Origin of the sequence: Halobacillus dabanensis (genome assembly GCF_900114165.1) — a bacterium.
GTDB classification, from domain to species: Bacteria; Bacillota; Bacilli; order Bacillales; family Halobacillaceae; genus Halobacillus; species Halobacillus dabanensis.
In genome coordinates this window covers 51,930-67,593 of the sequence record NZ_FOSB01000006.1, presented here as the reverse complement: position 1 = coordinate 67,593, position 15,664 = coordinate 51,930, and the positions used below count along the sequence as shown (strand labels likewise).

Annotated in this window: 17 protein-coding genes and 1 other RNA gene; 13 read left to right on the top strand and 5 right to left on the bottom strand. The window is 40.0% G+C overall.

Annotated features, from left to right (window positions below):
- Window positions 1–10: 10 nt before the first annotated feature.
- Window positions 11–3,061, bottom strand: coding sequence for an efflux RND transporter permease subunit (locus BMZ58_RS11400; protein WP_075036685.1), 3,051 nt, complete (start codon window positions 3,059–3,061; stop codon window positions 11–13).
- 176 nt (window positions 3,062–3,237) lie between these two features.
- Between BMZ58_RS11400 and cdd the strand changes: the two genes are divergently transcribed.
- The 7 genes from cdd to BMZ58_RS11365 all read left to right on the top strand — a co-directional run bounded on the left by cdd (window position 3,238) and on the right by BMZ58_RS11365 (window position 8,792).
- Complete coding sequence (gene cdd / locus BMZ58_RS11395; RefSeq protein WP_075036684.1) at window positions 3,238–3,642, top strand: cytidine deaminase; 405 nt, start codon at window positions 3,238–3,240, stop codon at window positions 3,640–3,642.
- Between the two features lie 310 nt (window positions 3,643–3,952).
- Entirely contained in the window at window positions 3,953–4,465 is a 513-nt protein-coding gene (locus BMZ58_RS11390) for a CotD family spore coat protein (RefSeq protein ID WP_075036683.1), read from the top strand.
- Window positions 4,466–4,551: 86 nt separating this feature from the next.
- Window positions 4,552–5,115, top strand: coding sequence for an SLOG family protein (locus BMZ58_RS11385; protein WP_075036682.1), 564 nt, complete (start codon window positions 4,552–4,554; stop codon window positions 5,113–5,115).
- 75 nt (window positions 5,116–5,190) lie between these two features.
- Window positions 5,191–5,505 (top strand): cell division regulator GpsB, encoded by a 315-nt coding sequence (gene gpsB, locus BMZ58_RS11380; protein ID WP_075036681.1) that lies wholly within the window; start codon window positions 5,191–5,193, stop codon window positions 5,503–5,505.
- Window positions 5,506–5,606: 101 nt separating this feature from the next.
- Window positions 5,607–5,983, top strand: an RNA gene (gene rnpB, locus BMZ58_RS11375) — RNase P RNA component class B.
- Window positions 5,984–6,079: 96 nt separating this feature from the next.
- A complete protein-coding gene (locus tag BMZ58_RS11370; protein ID WP_075036680.1) occupies window positions 6,080–7,249 on the top strand; it encodes a THUMP domain-containing class I SAM-dependent RNA methyltransferase in 1,170 nt (389 codons plus the stop codon).
- A 43-nt stretch (window positions 7,250–7,292) separates the two neighbouring features.
- Window positions 7,293–8,792, top strand: coding sequence for a carboxypeptidase M32 (locus BMZ58_RS11365; RefSeq protein ID WP_075036679.1), 1,500 nt, complete (start codon window positions 7,293–7,295; stop codon window positions 8,790–8,792).
- Between the two features lie 93 nt (window positions 8,793–8,885).
- Here BMZ58_RS11365 and BMZ58_RS11360 read toward each other — a convergent pair whose 3' ends face one another.
- Window positions 8,886–9,440, bottom strand: coding sequence for a hypothetical protein (locus BMZ58_RS11360; protein ID WP_075036678.1), 555 nt, complete (start codon window positions 9,438–9,440; stop codon window positions 8,886–8,888).
- A 121-nt stretch (window positions 9,441–9,561) separates the two neighbouring features.
- Here BMZ58_RS11360 and BMZ58_RS11355 point away from each other — a divergent pair, with 121 nt between their 5' ends.
- The 5 genes from BMZ58_RS11355 (at window position 9,562) to BMZ58_RS11340 (ending at window position 12,754) form a co-directional block, all read left to right on the top strand.
- Entirely contained in the window at window positions 9,562–10,329 is a 768-nt protein-coding gene (locus BMZ58_RS11355) for an SDR family NAD(P)-dependent oxidoreductase (protein ID WP_075036677.1), read from the top strand.
- 180 nt (window positions 10,330–10,509) lie between these two features.
- A complete protein-coding gene (locus tag BMZ58_RS11350; protein WP_075036676.1) occupies window positions 10,510–11,595 on the top strand; it encodes a type III polyketide synthase in 1,086 nt (361 codons plus the stop codon).
- Window positions 11,596–12,105: an isoprenylcysteine carboxyl methyltransferase family protein gene (locus BMZ58_RS11345; protein WP_075036675.1), complete on the top strand. Its 510-nt coding sequence runs from the start codon at window positions 11,596–11,598 to the stop codon at window positions 12,103–12,105.
- 93 nt (window positions 12,106–12,198) lie between these two features.
- Entirely contained in the window at window positions 12,199–12,363 is a 165-nt protein-coding gene (locus tag BMZ58_RS21135; RefSeq protein ID WP_167360069.1) for a hypothetical protein, read from the top strand.
- 70 nt (window positions 12,364–12,433) lie between these two features.
- Window positions 12,434–12,754, top strand: a complete 321-nt coding sequence (locus tag BMZ58_RS11340; protein ID WP_244151540.1) for a DUF6123 family protein — start codon at window positions 12,434–12,436, stop codon at window positions 12,752–12,754.
- A gap of 18 nt (window positions 12,755–12,772) precedes the next feature.
- Here the strand turns inward: BMZ58_RS11340 and BMZ58_RS11335 are convergent, their stop codons facing one another.
- The 3 genes from BMZ58_RS11335 to BMZ58_RS11325 form a co-directional block, all read right to left on the bottom strand.
- Window positions 12,773–13,180, bottom strand: a complete 408-nt coding sequence (locus BMZ58_RS11335; protein ID WP_075036673.1) for a ribonuclease HI family protein — start codon at window positions 13,178–13,180, stop codon at window positions 12,773–12,775.
- A 14-nt stretch (window positions 13,181–13,194) separates the two neighbouring features.
- The gene (locus BMZ58_RS11330; protein WP_075036672.1) at window positions 13,195–13,872 is read right to left on the bottom strand and encodes a queuosine precursor transporter; all 678 of its coding nucleotides are present in this window, start codon (window positions 13,870–13,872) and stop codon (window positions 13,195–13,197) included.
- A gap of 278 nt (window positions 13,873–14,150) precedes the next feature.
- Window positions 14,151–14,351, bottom strand: a complete 201-nt coding sequence (locus tag BMZ58_RS11325) for a cold-shock protein (RefSeq protein WP_035504999.1) — start codon at window positions 14,349–14,351, stop codon at window positions 14,151–14,153.
- A gap of 449 nt (window positions 14,352–14,800) precedes the next feature.
- Here BMZ58_RS11325 and BMZ58_RS11320 point away from each other — a divergent pair, with 449 nt between their 5' ends.
- Window positions 14,801–15,655, top strand: coding sequence for a DUF72 domain-containing protein (locus BMZ58_RS11320; protein ID WP_075036671.1), 855 nt, complete (start codon window positions 14,801–14,803; stop codon window positions 15,653–15,655).
- Window positions 15,656–15,664: the final 9 nt, after the last annotated feature.

The following is a 15,664-nucleotide window of genomic DNA, read 5'->3' as shown; positions in this document are numbered from 1 at the left end:
TTTCTTATTTTCATTCTGAGTTTTTTTGCTTAGTAATTATCAAATAAAAAGAGGGGACAAGAAGTAAAGTTAAAATAGTGGAGAATAACAGTCCAGATACAATCGATATTGCAAGTGGCTTGAACAACACATCTCCAGAATAGATAATAGGCGACAAAGCTGCAATGGATGTTAAGGAAGTAAGAACGATAGGTCGCATTCTAGTCCTTCCAGCTTCAATGACTGCTTCCACTCTGTTTTTATAAAGATGACGATTTTGTTCCATGAATTCGACAAGAATGACAGAGTTCCTTACAACGATTCCCGATAGTGAAACAATTCCAAGCACAGCTAGAAAGCTGAGTGGTTCCCCTGAGACGAACAACCCTACAATTGCTCCAGTAACTGCTAAGAATACCGTACCAGTGATGAGTAAAGGCATTAAAAGGGAATTGAACTGTATAGCAATAGTCAAATATATGAGGAACAGGACGATGACGAACAGTTTTGCGACTTCGACAAAGAAGTCTGTACGAGCATCCGATTCTCCGCTTTTCACAAGCGAATAGTCTTCAGGTAATTGGTTTTCGATTTCTTCCACCGTTTCATTGGCGGAAGGATTGAATGTCTGTTCCATTCCTTCTTCTGGATATGCTTCTACTGTAATAGTACGTTCCCCATTCAAATGGGGGATGACGCCAATTCTTTCCGTAGAATCTGTCGTAATGATTTCGTTTAAAGAAAGAATTTCTGGAGGGCCATTTCCATTTTGGCTGAGGATATTCAACTGATCCAGAGCTACACCTTCTTCAACACCATCATCGATGATTACTTCCATTGGTAATCGATCGATACCATTATCAAAAGTACCAATAGGAACTCCAGAGTTAGCTAGTTGAATTTGTGAAGTTACTTGATCGACATTGATATCGTTTTCTGTAAGAACGGAACGATCTGGCCTATATTCAATAAATGGCTGGACTTCTGCATTGATTGTCGCAATCTCGGCACCTTCCACTTCACTTAACATTTGTCTTGCATTTTTTGCTTCCTCAATCAATGTTTCTATATTGGAACCTTGGATTTTCACTTGTACTGGTGGGGAGGGAGGAGGACCAGATACAATAGTTTCCAGAAAAATTTCCGCTTCCGGATACTTTTCCCTCAACGGTTCTTCCCACTCGTTCATAAATGCAGTGGCACTCGATTGTTCTCTGTCAATTCGAACAAGCACTTGGCCAGTGTTTTCTCCAGATCGGTTAAGACCAGAACTGAAAAGATTCGGCAGGCCAGATCCAGCATATACAGCTGTCTCTGTAACATCCTCATCGGCTGATTCGAGAAAACCAGCCATATCTCTTAATTGCTCTTCCGTATCTTCTAGTGTTGTTCCCTGCTGATTTTCTATAGAAATTGTTACTTCTGGACGGTCCGCAGCAGGGAAAAACTCGAATGGTATACGTATCACTAACAAAGCGAGTAGTACACATAATAGCAAACCGGCGAAAGCTGTAATGAATGGTTTTTTGGTGGTTAAAGGTAATATACGGTCCGCATAAACACCCTCTAGTCGATCGAAGACTTTGCCTAGTATACCGTTTTTTGCTTTTGTCCTCTTTTTCCGCCTTCTTTTCCTAACATACTGTACGGTAGGAATGAAGGTCAGAGCAATAATAGTCGATGCAATGAGTGTAAAAATGAGAACGGATGGTAAAGCCCGAATGAAATCACCATTTGTCCCTGATAAAAAGGTCAATGGAAAAAAGCTGAATATAATCATCAAGGTAGAGGTGATAATAGATTTTCCGACTTCCTTGACTCCCCTGAGGGTTCCTTCAAGTGGATCGTCCCCGAGTTGGAATCTACGTTGGATATTATCATTCACGACGATGGCATCATCCACAAGTATTCCTATAGCGATAATCATTCCTATAATGGAAATTTGGTTTAAATCTACCCCGACATAAGGTAAAGGTGTTAAACCGATAATAATGGAAATCGGGATGGCAAGTGCTACCAAAAGTGCGGACGATATTGGCAACCCTAAGATCATAATAATGATGACAGCCAGGAAAGATATAGAAAAGGAAGTAAGAAGACTTGAGAACACTTCATCGATGACTGTGCTTTGGGTATAAAAGCGATCGACGGTTATACCTGAAGGTAGTTCTTCTGATAATCCCTCCATACGGTCTGTCAGTTGATTTTGAAGGGCACTGATATTGACTCCTTCTTCTGCAAGGATTGTAACAGATATGGCTGATTGATCATCATAGGAAATGAGATCATCCACGTTTTGATTTGTTATTTCAATGCTTCCAACATCCTTTAAGGCTATCGATTCTCCTTCAGGTGATCGGCCAACATTGAGCTTCTCCATTTCTTCAATGTCTGTGTACTTAGTGAAAACCAGTTGTTTGATTTCACCATTGTTTTTTTCTGTACCAATTGCTGAAGGACTGATTTCTTCTTGTAACGTGCTAATAACCGAAAAGGGAGCTAACTGGTTTTCATTCAATCGATCATTATCTAAAGTTACCGAAACTTTTTCTTCTGGTAGTCCTTTGATTAATATGGAATCGACCCCGGGTATACTTGTTAATTGATCTTCCCATTCACCCATTACATTTCTTAGATTGTACAATGACGAACGGTTATCCGCTAAAAGGTGGTAAGAGGCTACTGCTGATGTGGAGAGATCTGTATTAACACTCGGATTCTGAACCTCATCTGGGAAATTACGTGAAACATCCGACACAGTCTGGCGTATTTGTGCTTTTGTTGTCTCGGTATTTACATCTCCTGATAAAGTAGCAGTTATTGTTCCAAATCCTGTAGTGGAAGCCGATGTAATTTCATCAATCCCTACCGTATCCAAAAGTTCTTCTTCAAGTGGATTGATTATCGTTCGTTCCACTTCTTGTGGAGTGGCCCCGGGATAAGCGGTAGAAATAGACGCAACATTTACATTGATTTCAGGGATTTCTCTCTTAGGTAGTTGAAAATAAGTAAAAATACCTGTGAATATCAACAGAATGACAAACATCCAGACGATTTTGTTGTAGGTAAGTATTGTCTTCATTTTTTCTCCTCCTATTGTTGCAGTTACTTCATCCTCTTCAGTATAAACTTTTTTCTGACACATGTGTCAATTATTTGTTTGCTCAATGTGCTGAAGGGAAATAAACTTGTAAACGCTTTACATTTTCAGAAAACTCGTATATAATTGCTATCCCATTGAATAGGGAGGGATAAATAATGGAAAAAAATCAATTAATAGATGAAGCTAAGAAAATTCGGGAGAGAGCATACACACCATATTCTAAATTCCCTGTAGGAGCAGCTCTTTTAACGGAGGATGGAACACTATTTACAGGATGTAATATAGAAAATGCTGCTTACCCAGTTACTTGTTGCGCAGAACGGGTAGCCATTTTTAAAGCTATCACAGAAGGATACTTCAAGTTTAGTAAACTTGCGGTTGTCGCTGATACACAGAGACCTGTACCCCCTTGTGGTTCATGTCGCCAGGTCATGAGTGAATTCTTCGGATCAGATGTAACGATTTTTACTACGAACCTTCAAGGGGAAACAAAGACTTTTACAATGGAAGAGATTCTTCCTTTTTCTTTTGCACCCTCGGATTTGCCAGAAGACCAATAAGGAAAGCACAAAAAAGAGAGGTGAAAAATCATCTCTCTTTTTTGTGCTTAACTGTGGAAGGATAAATATAAGAAGGAAAAATGCTCGTCTAATAATTTTCAGAGCCAGGATCCATCCTCCCTCGGAAAAGGAACTCAAACTTTCTCCATCCGTTTTGTTTATGGGCTTTTCTTGAGCCAGGGCGCTTGTGCTTTATTCCAAAAAGGCTATTAACTCTAATAAACTAATGGATATGATGATATCGCCTAGTACATTCATGGGTTTTGTGACATACGCTGATAAGGAATACAGAACAAGGAGTGAAAGCATAATGCATCAACAATCTATGCAGGGCTCTTGCGGTTGTGGACCGATGTCACCAGCAGGGAATCGCCGCCCGGTTGTATGTCCCGTCCAAAACTGCGTAGTAGATAATTATTTCTGTGAAAATCAGGATTATATCCACCCGACGCATATTTTAGTAAGAAATAATCACATGTTGAACAATAACCATTACTTCCCATATATGGTTTCTGAACAAAACAATTTTCAGACACAGGATTTCGCTTTTCCTCAAGGGTCTTCCCCGGATTATAATTGGATGGACTATATGAACCCACAGGAAATGGGGCAAAGTCAAATGCCCATGATGAACGATGATGATATGGAAGGCATGATGGGGCAAGGTCAGATGCCGATGATGGGGCAAGGCCAGATGCCGATGATGGGGCAGGGCCAGATGCCCATGATGGGGCAAGGCCAGATGCCCATGATGGGGCAGGGCCAGATGCCGATGATGGGGCAGGGCCAGATGCCGATGATGGGACCTGGATCAAACGGATAAGGATAATAAGCCACTAGTTGTGGCTTATTTCTTTTTTTATCAATCCATTATAAAATAATAGGTACCCATTTTAAGGAGGGATCAACATGAAGACTCTGGTGGTAACAGGATACAAGCCGATGGAAATGGGGATTTTTAAACAGAAAGACCCTAAGGTAGAATTTGTTAAAGAAACGATTAAAAAGAGACTCTTATCATACATAGATGAAGGACTGGAGTGGGTGCTCATATCTGGACAAATGGGGGTGGAACTTTGGACAGCTGAAATTGTTTTAGATTTAAAAGAGGAGTTTGAAATTAACCTGGGCGTCCTCCCGCCATTTGAGAATCAAGAAGAGAGATGGCCGGAAGATTTGAAATTGATTTACGAAGAAATGTCCATGCTTGCTGACTTTTATCAGCCGATATATAAGAAAGGTTATCAAGGACCATACCAATTCAGGGCTAAAGACCAATTTCTTATCGATCATTCCGATGGTTGTCTTGTGCTTTATGATGAAGATACGGAAGGTAGCCCGCAATACTTCTTACGCCTGGCTAAAAAAGCTCAAGAACAGGGAAATTACCAAATATTATATATCACTCCCTTAGATATAGATGAAACGGTCGAAGAACTTCGAATGGCTGATCCCGATTACTGGAGCCAATAAAAATTTAGAATGAAATTGACAATTAAGCGACCTTCTGAAAAAATAAAGATAATGTGTTGAACAGAGGTGAAAAAAATGAACTTAGAAGAGTATCATTTGAGCGGTAAGGATATACTGGAGAAAGACTTTAAAACTTCTATGCGTGGGTACAATCAGGAAGAGGTAGATGAGTACCTTGATTTGATTATCCAGGATTACGACCGTTTTCAACAGGAGATTGAACGGTTGGAGCAAGAGAATGAACGTCTGAAAAAGATGTCCTCCCGTGAGTCGACTCAGCGGCAGAGACAAACACAAACATCAACGAATAACCATCAAGTCAACTATGACATTTTGAAGCGTGTATCTAATTTAGAAAAGGCTGTTTTCGGAAACAAATATGCCGATTGATTCACCTGGATTTTCCATGTGACAAAGGTTCGGCGATTTGTTATAATGAATTAGCACGTCAATTATGACGTTCCTAACTTCATTAAAACCAAAACATTTGAATACTCGGGTAATCGCTGCTTGGTTCAACCATGCAGAGGAAAGTCCATGCTCGCACAAGCTGAGATGCTTGTAGTGTTCGTGCTTGACGAAACCATAAGTCAAGGGAGTTCTTAAGAACTTACGGCAGGGAAAATTCCTACGTCTTCGGATAGGGAATGAATACCTTGAAAGTGCCACAGTGACGGAGTCGGAGTAGAAATACTTCGAGTGGAACGAGGTAAACCCCACGAGCGAGCAACCCAAATATAGGTAGGGGCACTTTTTAATGGGAAATGAACCAGAGAAGAGGCCGTTTAACGGCAGATAGATGATTGCCACCGGAGTACGAGGTTGACCACCGATTGCAGTACAATGGGACAAAACATGGCTTACAGAGTATTCAAAGGTCGCTAATGATACAATTCACACCCTTCTGAAAAGCCTAAAGCTTTTTAGAAGGGTTTTTTATTGTTACATAATAGGAGGTAATAAAATGCCAAGAAAGGTTACTTTAATTGCAACATCAGCTATGGGACTGGAATCCATTGTTGGGAAAGAGGTTAAAGCACTGGGTTATGAAGATATCCAGGTGGAGAATGGCCGTGTCGTTTTTGAAGCGGATGTGTCTGCGATTCCGAGAGCTAATCTATGGTTGCGTAGTGCAGATCGGGTTAAGTTACAAGTCGGAAGATTCAAAGCTACAACTTTTGATGAACTATTTGAAAAAACGAAAGCTTTACCATGGGAAGCATTCATAGATGAAAAAGGAGAATTTCCTGTGGTCGGGAAATCGGTAAAGTCTAAATTATACAGTGTTCCTGACTGCCAATCTATTGTAAAAAAAGCGATTGTCGAAAAACTTAAAATGAAACACGGGATTTCAACTTGGTTAGAAGAGACAGGGGCTTTTTACCGGGTGGAGGTAGCCATTCATAAAGATGAAGCCCTTCTGACCCTCGACACGTCAGGCAGTGGTTTGCACAAGAGGGGTTATCGTGTGGGGCAAGGAGAAGCACCACTCAAAGAAACACTCGCGGCTGCTCTTGTACAAGTTACGAACTGGAACCCTGATCAACCGTTTGTAGATCCGTTTTGTGGATCAGGGACTATTGCTATTGAAGCCGCATTGATTGGGCAGAATATTGCACCTGGCTTCAATAGGGAGTTTGCTTCTGAAAATTGGGGGTTCATTTCCCAAAAAGTTTGGGACGAAGCTTTCCAGGAAGCAGAAGAATCTGCTAATTATGATCAAGCATTGAACATTGTGGGATCAGATATAGACCCTGGCTTGATTGACATTGCTAAGAAAAATGCGATGGAAGCAGGACTCGGTGATTTGATTACATGGAAGCAAATGCAGGCAAGCGATTTTAATCCGAAGCAGGAAAATGGCTACCTTGTGTCAAATCCTCCTTATGGAGAGCGAATGGGTGACCGTGAAGAAGTAGAAGAGATGTATCGTGATCTTGGTTCTATTATGCGCGACCACCCAACATGGAGTGTATATATCCTTACTTCCCATGAAGGGTTCGAGAAGCTTTACGGTGCATCCGCAACAAAAAAACGAAAGCTCTTTAATGGATTTATCAAGACCGATTACTACCAATATTTCGGCAAGAAATTGAAGTCTAAGCCGAATAATGGAAAAGGCTTTGGCTTTTAACGTCCTAATCCATTCAAGCAGGCATCATTTTATGTAGGGAGAGATGGCTTTGAATCGTACAACAGAACAAAAATTCATGGATCTTTTAAAAGAACAGTCAGCTTATGGGGAAGCGATTGGATTGATGGCATGGGATATGCGGACAAAAGCTCCACGAAAAGGGATAGAAGGTCGCTCAGAAGTTTTAGGTGTCCTGTCGCAAAAAGTTCATGAAATCCAGACATCCCCTGAAATGCGTGAGTATATCGATGAACTGAAAGGGAATGTAGACGATTCGGTTTTGGAGAGGGCTCTGGAGGAAGCAGAAGAAACTTATGATAAAACCGCAAAAATACCAACAGACGAATATCGGGCTTATGTCACACTCCAATCAAAAGCTGAGTCGATGTGGGCAGAAGCGAAAGAAAACAATGATTTTGAGAGCTTTCGCCCATATCTAGAGCAGCTTGTAGAGTATAATCGTAAGTTCGCTGAATATTGGGGATATAAGAACCATCGTTATGATGCGCTGCTCCATAATTATGAACCAGGTGTTACCGTCGAGGTATTGGATGAAGTGTTTCCTAAAGTAAGGAAAGCCTTGACGGATTTACTGAATCAGACCCAGGAAGCTCCTATCCAACCAGACCCTTCTGTTCTCGAAGGTCATTTCCCGAAAGAAAAGCAGGCACAGTTTAGTGAAGCGATTTTAGCACGGATGGGATATGATTTCGAAGCAGGCCGTTTAGATGAAACTGTGCACCCTTTCGCTATCGGTTTGAATACGAATGATGTTAGGGTCACTACCAAATATGATGAAAAAGACTTCCGAACAGCAGTTTTTGGTACGATTCATGAGGGTGGGCATGCGTTATACGAGCAAAATATCAATTCGAAATTAGCTTTCACTCCCCTGGCAGATGGGACAAGTATGGGTATTCATGAATCACAGTCTCTGTTTTGGGAAAATTTTATTGCACGAAGTAAAGGGTTTTGGAAAAGCCATTACGAGTTATTCAAAACATACGCTCCCGATAGCTTTCAAAGCTTACCATTAGAAAAATTTTACCGGGCTGTCAATGAAGTGAAACCGTCTCTTATCCGAATTGAAGCTGATGAACTTACCTATTGTTTGCATATCATGGTACGGTACGAATTAGAAAAAGCACTTATTGGCGGCGAAATTGAAGTGAAGGACTTACCTGAGCTTTGGAATCAGAAAATGAAAGATTATCTAGGTGTTGTCCCTGAGAATGATGCAGAAGGATTGCTTCAGGATATTCATTGGTCCGGGGGAGACTTCGGATATTTTCCTTCTTATGCCTTAGGTTATATGTATGCTGCACAGTTAGATGCAAAAATGCGAGAATCTATTGATGTGGACAAATGGGTTGAAGCTGGAGATTTTAAAGAAATTAAAAATTGGCTTACACAAAATGTTCATCAATATGGCAAGATGAAAAAACCTTTGGAGATTATGAATGATGTAACAGGAGAAGGATTGAATCCTGATTATCTTGTTCACTACTTGACTGAAAAGTATAAAAAGATTTATGGTTTCTAAATATCCATTATAGTTGAAGTTTGCAGGCAATATTAAATTTAAAAAGCCCGACTGCCATTGCAGTCGGGCTTTTTAAATTTATCATCGTATCTATTACGACATTTCTTTCATCAAGTTAGGTGTAGCTGGGAAGCCTGCATCCTGAAGTATTTCACCGAATTGATCGTTGAATTCAGTAAACTTTTCTTCAGCAGCTGTAAAATCAGCATTCTCCATGTTGTCTGTCAAAGCAGTTTCTACTTCTTCATAATAAGCTTGAAGAGCAGGAAGTGTTTCTTCAATGTTTGTTTTCATCTCTTCTGGCAAATCTGCCTCCACTGCATAATCACCTGCCGCTGCAGCTCCCTCACTTGCAGCTTTTTTCGCTTCTTCACCAGTTTGTTGGATCGCTTGTTCATCTACTTCTTCTGCTGATAGAGCTTCTTGATAAGCATTGATTTTTTGTTGGAAAGTTTTGAACGTATTTGTCAAGTCCATTTGAACATTAAGTAATTCTTTCTTCACCGCTTGCTCATCCATCTCTTGATTCTCGCTTGTTTGTTCTGTTTCGTTATTTGTTTCTCCATTGGTGCCTTCTTCTGAATCGCTTCCACAACCAGCGACGGCTACTACACTTAAAATTCCTAAGGCGAGTATCCATTTCTTCATTTTTATGACCCCTTTCTACTGTATACAAACATTATTCTATGGCAGGCACATAATTATGTAAATAATTTGCAAAAATGTTATACTATACTGAAAATTCAATGTTATTTATGGAGGATTTTTAATGTACTTACCAGACTTCAGGTTAGATAATAAACTGGCGGTTATTACCGGTGGAACAAAAGGGATTGGTAAAGCCATAACACTAGCTTTTGCAGAATCCGGATCAGATGTGATTATCATTGCAAGAAACGAAAAGGATCTGCAACAAACAAAAGGGGAAGTGGAAGCGTTGGGGCGAAAAGCCTTTACGATTTGCCACGATATTAATGAATACCCACAAATTAAATCAGAAGTAGAAAAAGTACGAGAAGGCCGTTCCTTGGACGTGTGGGTGAATAATGCGGGAATGAATATAAGAAGTGAAGCAGAGCATGTAACTGAAGAAGAGTGGGATCAAATCATTTCTACGAATATGAGAAGTGCATTTTTCCTCTCTCAATATGCAGGAACGGTGATGAAGGAAGCAGGAAAAGGAAAGATCATTAACATTTCTTCCGTCGGCGGACACACAGCTCTAAGAACAGGTGTGGTATATGCTATGACGAAGAGTGCGCTCATACAGATGACCAAAAATTTAGCGCTGGAATGGGGCAAATATAATATTAATGTCAATGCAATAGGTCCATGGTATTTCCCTACTGCTTTAACAGAAAAATTATTACTGGACAAGGAGTATGTGCAAGCAATACTCGAACGGACCCCTCTGAACCGTATTGGTAAGCTTGAGGAATTAAGCGGTGCCGCTGTCTTCCTTGCTTCTGATGCGGGTAATTATATGACAGGGCAGACGCTATTTGTAGATGGCGGAATGACTATATATGGTTTTTAACGAAAACTTAGAAATAAAAGGTGCTTAAAAATCTAATAACGAATGATAACAAAAACGAGTCTAAAACTATATAGTTTTAGACTCGTTGTTTATTGCTGAGCCTATCAAGCGACGGATAATCGTCAGGAGCCGTCATAATTATCCCTTTTGCTGCGCATATTATTACAAAGGGGGATGACGATGCCATACATACTCTCGACAGGAATCCGTTGTGCAGACCATTCATTTACACAATCTGATATACAAAAGCTGGTATATAACTTGTTTCCTCTAAAGGAAAAAGAAAAAAAGAGGTTACTTCCTATCTTTGAGAATGCAGAGATCAATGAACGACAATTTGCGGCTCCACTTGCTTGGTTTAAGGATGAACATGGGTTGCAAGAACGGAACGAGTTATATCATACTCAAGCACTTCAATACTGTACCCAGGCGGTTCAGTCTTGCTTAACAAATGAAGAGATGTTGAGTGTAAATATTTCTCCTGAGCTTATCGATCATATCCTTTTTATATCTTCAACCGGAATATCGACACCAACTCTGGATACTTATCTAATGAATGAGCTGAAGTTTGATGAAAACACCAGACGTACGCCCTTATTCGGGTTAGGATGCGCTGGAGGGACGAGCGGTGTTGCGAAAGCACAAGAATGGTTGCTTGGCCATCCAGAAAAAAATGTTCTAATTGTCTGCGTTGAATTATGTAGCATAACATTCCAACCTGGAGATTCACGAGTGAGTAACTTTGTTGGTACCGCCCTTTTTGGGGATGGTGCATCAGCGGTCCTTGTCATCGGGGACCAATCACCATTACGACAAAAAGCAAAAGTACCTTTAGCTAAAATATTGAAGACGAGTTCAAGAACGAAACGGTATAGCACCAATGTGATGGGATGGAGAGTTATAGACACAGGTTTTGAAGTTATTTTCAATAAAAGCATACCGAGACTAGTTAAGGAATTTTGGAGCGTACATGCCAGGGAATTCACTGAAAATCAGGGATGGAAAATATCGGAATTCCCTTTTATTATAGCCCATCCCGGAGGAAGGAAAGTGCTGGAAGGATATAGAGAAGCGTTCAATTTAAATGAGCAAGCCCTTGAGATTTCAAAAAATATCTTGAAACGTCATGGCAATATGTCTTCACCGACTGTTCATTTTGTATTACATGAAGCACTAAAAAAGCAGCCTGTCAAAGGAACCAGAACTATTATGACATCACTGGGACCTGGATTTAGTTCAGAAATGGTCAGCTTGGAGTGGATGTAGATGGAGATACTTTTGTGGTTAATCTTTTCATTCCTCATTTTCCAAAGATTAGGGGAGCTTGCTCTGGCGAACAGGAATCGCAAATGGATGTTGGAGAGAGGAGCGAAAGAGCGGGGAGAAGGACACTATTTTTTATTTATTATCTTACACTCTTTTTTCTTCCTTTCCATTATGGCTGAATACATGTGGACTTCTTATCTGTTCACACCAGTTTTTTATGTTGCACTTGGCGCCTTCATCCTATTGCAAGTCTTACGTGTCTGGTGTATTTCAACACTCGGTAAGCGTTGGAATACCAGAATTCTCATAATCCCCGGCGAAGAGCCGATCCGTAAGGGTATATATAAATATATCCGCCACCCTAACTATATTATCGTATTTTTCGAACTACTGGTGATACCGGTTCTATTTCATGCTTATACAACAGCGCTCGTGTTTCCTTTTTTACATTTATTAGTGCTTGCAGTGAGAATTCCAGCAGAAGAGAGAGCGCTTCAGGAGCGGGTCTGAATATTCGAAATACGTTGCAGTGTGAATTGTTATTTGCTATAATCCTAATTAGTAATGAAAATCAGTTTCAATTAGAAGGGTGAGAGCAAATTTATGCTGATCATCATCATGCTAGTCGTGGCCGTATATAGCAGTTTGATGGTTTATCTACTGGCTAAAGTCGGAAATGCCCCTGCTCAATCAGTTCTGGATATGTTGAGAGGTAAGTCTGCTCGTTCCCCCAAAAAAACATATGAACAATCGATTTCAGCCAGGTGAGTCTCCACCCGGCTGATCTTTTTTGATATGATTATGATAAGATGAAAATGTCATAAAATTAAACTTTTTCATGCTGATTGCAGGTTTAGTTAAGGAGCATCTTATGGACAGAAATACATTAGCTTATTACCTTGAGGATCTCTGGAGTAAAGGTTTCAAACTTAGCGATGAAGATGTACAATTTATTTATTTTGGTAAGAACTCTACTAATGCTACGGAATGGAAAACGATTATCGCCTTGAGGATGACGCTGAAAATCCAAAAATCTTTTGATCCGAGTTTTTTTATAAGCGTTTTGGAATATGTATCCAGCCCTCACATTAAGCAAAAGCGTCAAGCTTACGAAGCCATCGAATCACGCCTCTCCATTGCCGAAACAACAAATCACTGACTAGAAGCAAAGCCCGGATCATGGTTGATCCGGGCTTTGTGCTGCTTGCAGGCAATCTTTTGCTAGTTTGTCTGCATTTTTATTTTGTTTTTCCGGGATCCATTTATAGAAGACATAGGAGAACTTTTTTTCTAATTCCAATACCTTTTGTAATAAGGGGAGAAATTTTTCATTTTTCGTATGTTGATTATCCAGTGTATCGACTGCAATTTTTGAATCAGATCGAACAGAAATGATTTGTCCAGGATATTTATCTTTACAAAGATCAAGTGCTCGTATAATTGCATGGAATTCGGCTTCGTGGTTTGTCCATATCCCGAGGGAAAACTGGTGCGCTTCTATTTGTTGATTGTTTTTAATTATAATTCCGGCAGCACTCATACCTGGGTCCCCATTACAGGCAGCATCGGTATAAACTTCAATCATGAATCAAACCTCCTTCACTCCGAATGCGGCATTTTTTTAGCAAGATAGAAGAATGGAGTATCTAAAGCGGCTACGAGGAATTTAATGACATAAGTAGTCAGGAAAATCTCTAGCCACACATCAAGCGGGTACACCCCATAAAAAGCGATAAGACAGAATATGCATGTATCTACCAACTGGCTGATCATTGTACTGCCATTATTTCTTATCCACAAATTTCGGTCAGAAGAAAAAATTTGCTTCAATTTTGCATAAAGCCAAACATCAAAATATTGACTCACAATATATGCGATAAGACTGCCGATGGCGATCCTTGGCACCAATCCGAATAATGTTTCAAGAGCAGGTTGAGCGATATCATTTTCTCCTGGATGGAATAGCAGGACAAACTGCATGATGATCGTCATTGTAATCAAAGTAGTGAAACCCATCCATACAGCTTTCTTTGCATCTTGCTTTCCGTACTTTTCGTTGAGGATATCTGTCGCCAAAAAGGCAGTCCCGTAAACAATATTCCCCAAAGTTGCATTCAACCCAAACATTTCGACTGTTTTAACGACCTGAATGTTGGCAATTACTGTTGACATACCGATCCATACAAACAAGCCTGGTTTCCCAAAAATGCGGTAAACAGTTAATAATAATCCAAAATTAATAATAGCAAATAAAATCCAAAGTAACTCATTACTCATCGTATATCCTCCTTAGTTTTGGTTTCGCGGGAATTTGCGAACCGCGGGTGAAAGAATCAACAGCCGTTCATTATACGATGGTTTGAACTATAAGACAAGTGGTGATAATTAGTCTTTCCACAAAGTTTATTTAAAATAAAGGAAGTCTTGACTTAAATTGATGGAAGTGAGATACATTCAGGAAGGGGGCATGGGCATTATTATATTTTTTGAAGAGTATTATAAAGAGGAATAAAACAAAAAAAGCAACCCATCAAGGGGTTGCTTTTTATTATGATCTATTCTTTCACAACGTTTGCAGCCTGTGGGCCACGGTCGCCTTCTACGATTTCGAACGTAACAGCTTGACCTTCTTCTAATGATTTGAATCCTTCTTCCTGGATCGCAGAGAAGTGAACGAATACGTCGTTTCCACCCTCAACTTGGATAAAGCCATATCCTTTTTCCGCATTAAACCATTTTACTGTACCATTTTGCATGATTTGTTTCCTCCTAAATCTTGCACGTAAGACGTGGAAATTACAAATAATAGACCGAAAAAAACTCACAGAAGCTTGGAAAAATAAAATCCGAAGCATTTCTATGAGGAACTACCTGTCATTTATCTTTCCGATCACGTTATTTGCTTAGTTCAAATATATCGTATGAAAAAAGGAGCGTCAATATTCTGATTTAATTAAATTTATACTAAATAAAACTCTTCTTAAATGAATGATGATATGTCTTCAAGCATGATTCAGGTACAATCATGAACACAGGCTATTGTCGAGGAAGGAATCCGTATTGACTTAGCAGGTGTTGTAATAACAAAGCTGTACCATCCTGATCATTCAGCTTTTGATTTATGGTCGAAGAGAGAATCATTCTGGGATTCCTTTAATGATTTTGCTACAATAATCTTGGTACATATGATTAAGGAGGGAAAATGATGCCGATTCATATTGGTTTGACTGGATGGGGGGACCATCCATCCCTTTATGCTGATCGAACAAGATCTGAGGAGAAGCTTTCCGCTTATGCTTCCCACTTCCCTGTAGTGGAAGTGGATACCGCTTTTTATGCGATCCAACCTCCCAGCCGTTATGAAAAATGGCTTAAAGATACTCCTGAATCGTTCTCTTTTGTTATCAAAGCCTTCCAGCAACTGACTGGCCATGACTGTGAAACAAGGTCCGTGCAGGAAGCAAAGGATTTAATAAAAAGGTATGAAGAATCGATTCAGCCAGTGTGGGAAAAAAGACAAATCAATGCCTTACTCTTTCAATTTCCCCCTTGGTTCGATGTAAGGAAAGAACATATCCGCAAATTACGGTATATACGAGAATGGCTTGAAGATTACCCGCTTGCGTTGGAATTTCGGAATCGTACATGGTTTGAAAAGGATTACTATCAGCAAACACTTTCTTTTATGAAAGACCAACAGTGGATTCACAGTATTTGTGATGAACCACAAGCAGGAGAAGGGTCCGTACCTAGAGTCCTCGTCCCGACGCATCCGGAGAAAACACTCGTTCGGTTCCATGGTCGCAATGTTCATGGATGGAACAAGAATGGAAGAAAAGATTGGCGTCAGGTTCGCTTTCTGTATCGGTATAATGAAGAGGAATTAAAGGAATGGAAAGAACAAGTGATAAAGCTTGAAGAAAAAACTCCAGAAGTGACTCTGCTTTTTAATAACAATTCCGGTGGAGATGCTGCCGAAAACGCAAAGGAAATGCAGGAATTATTAAATATTAAATATGATGACTTAAATCCAAGACAAATGGACATGTTCAATTTTTAGGAGGCAACT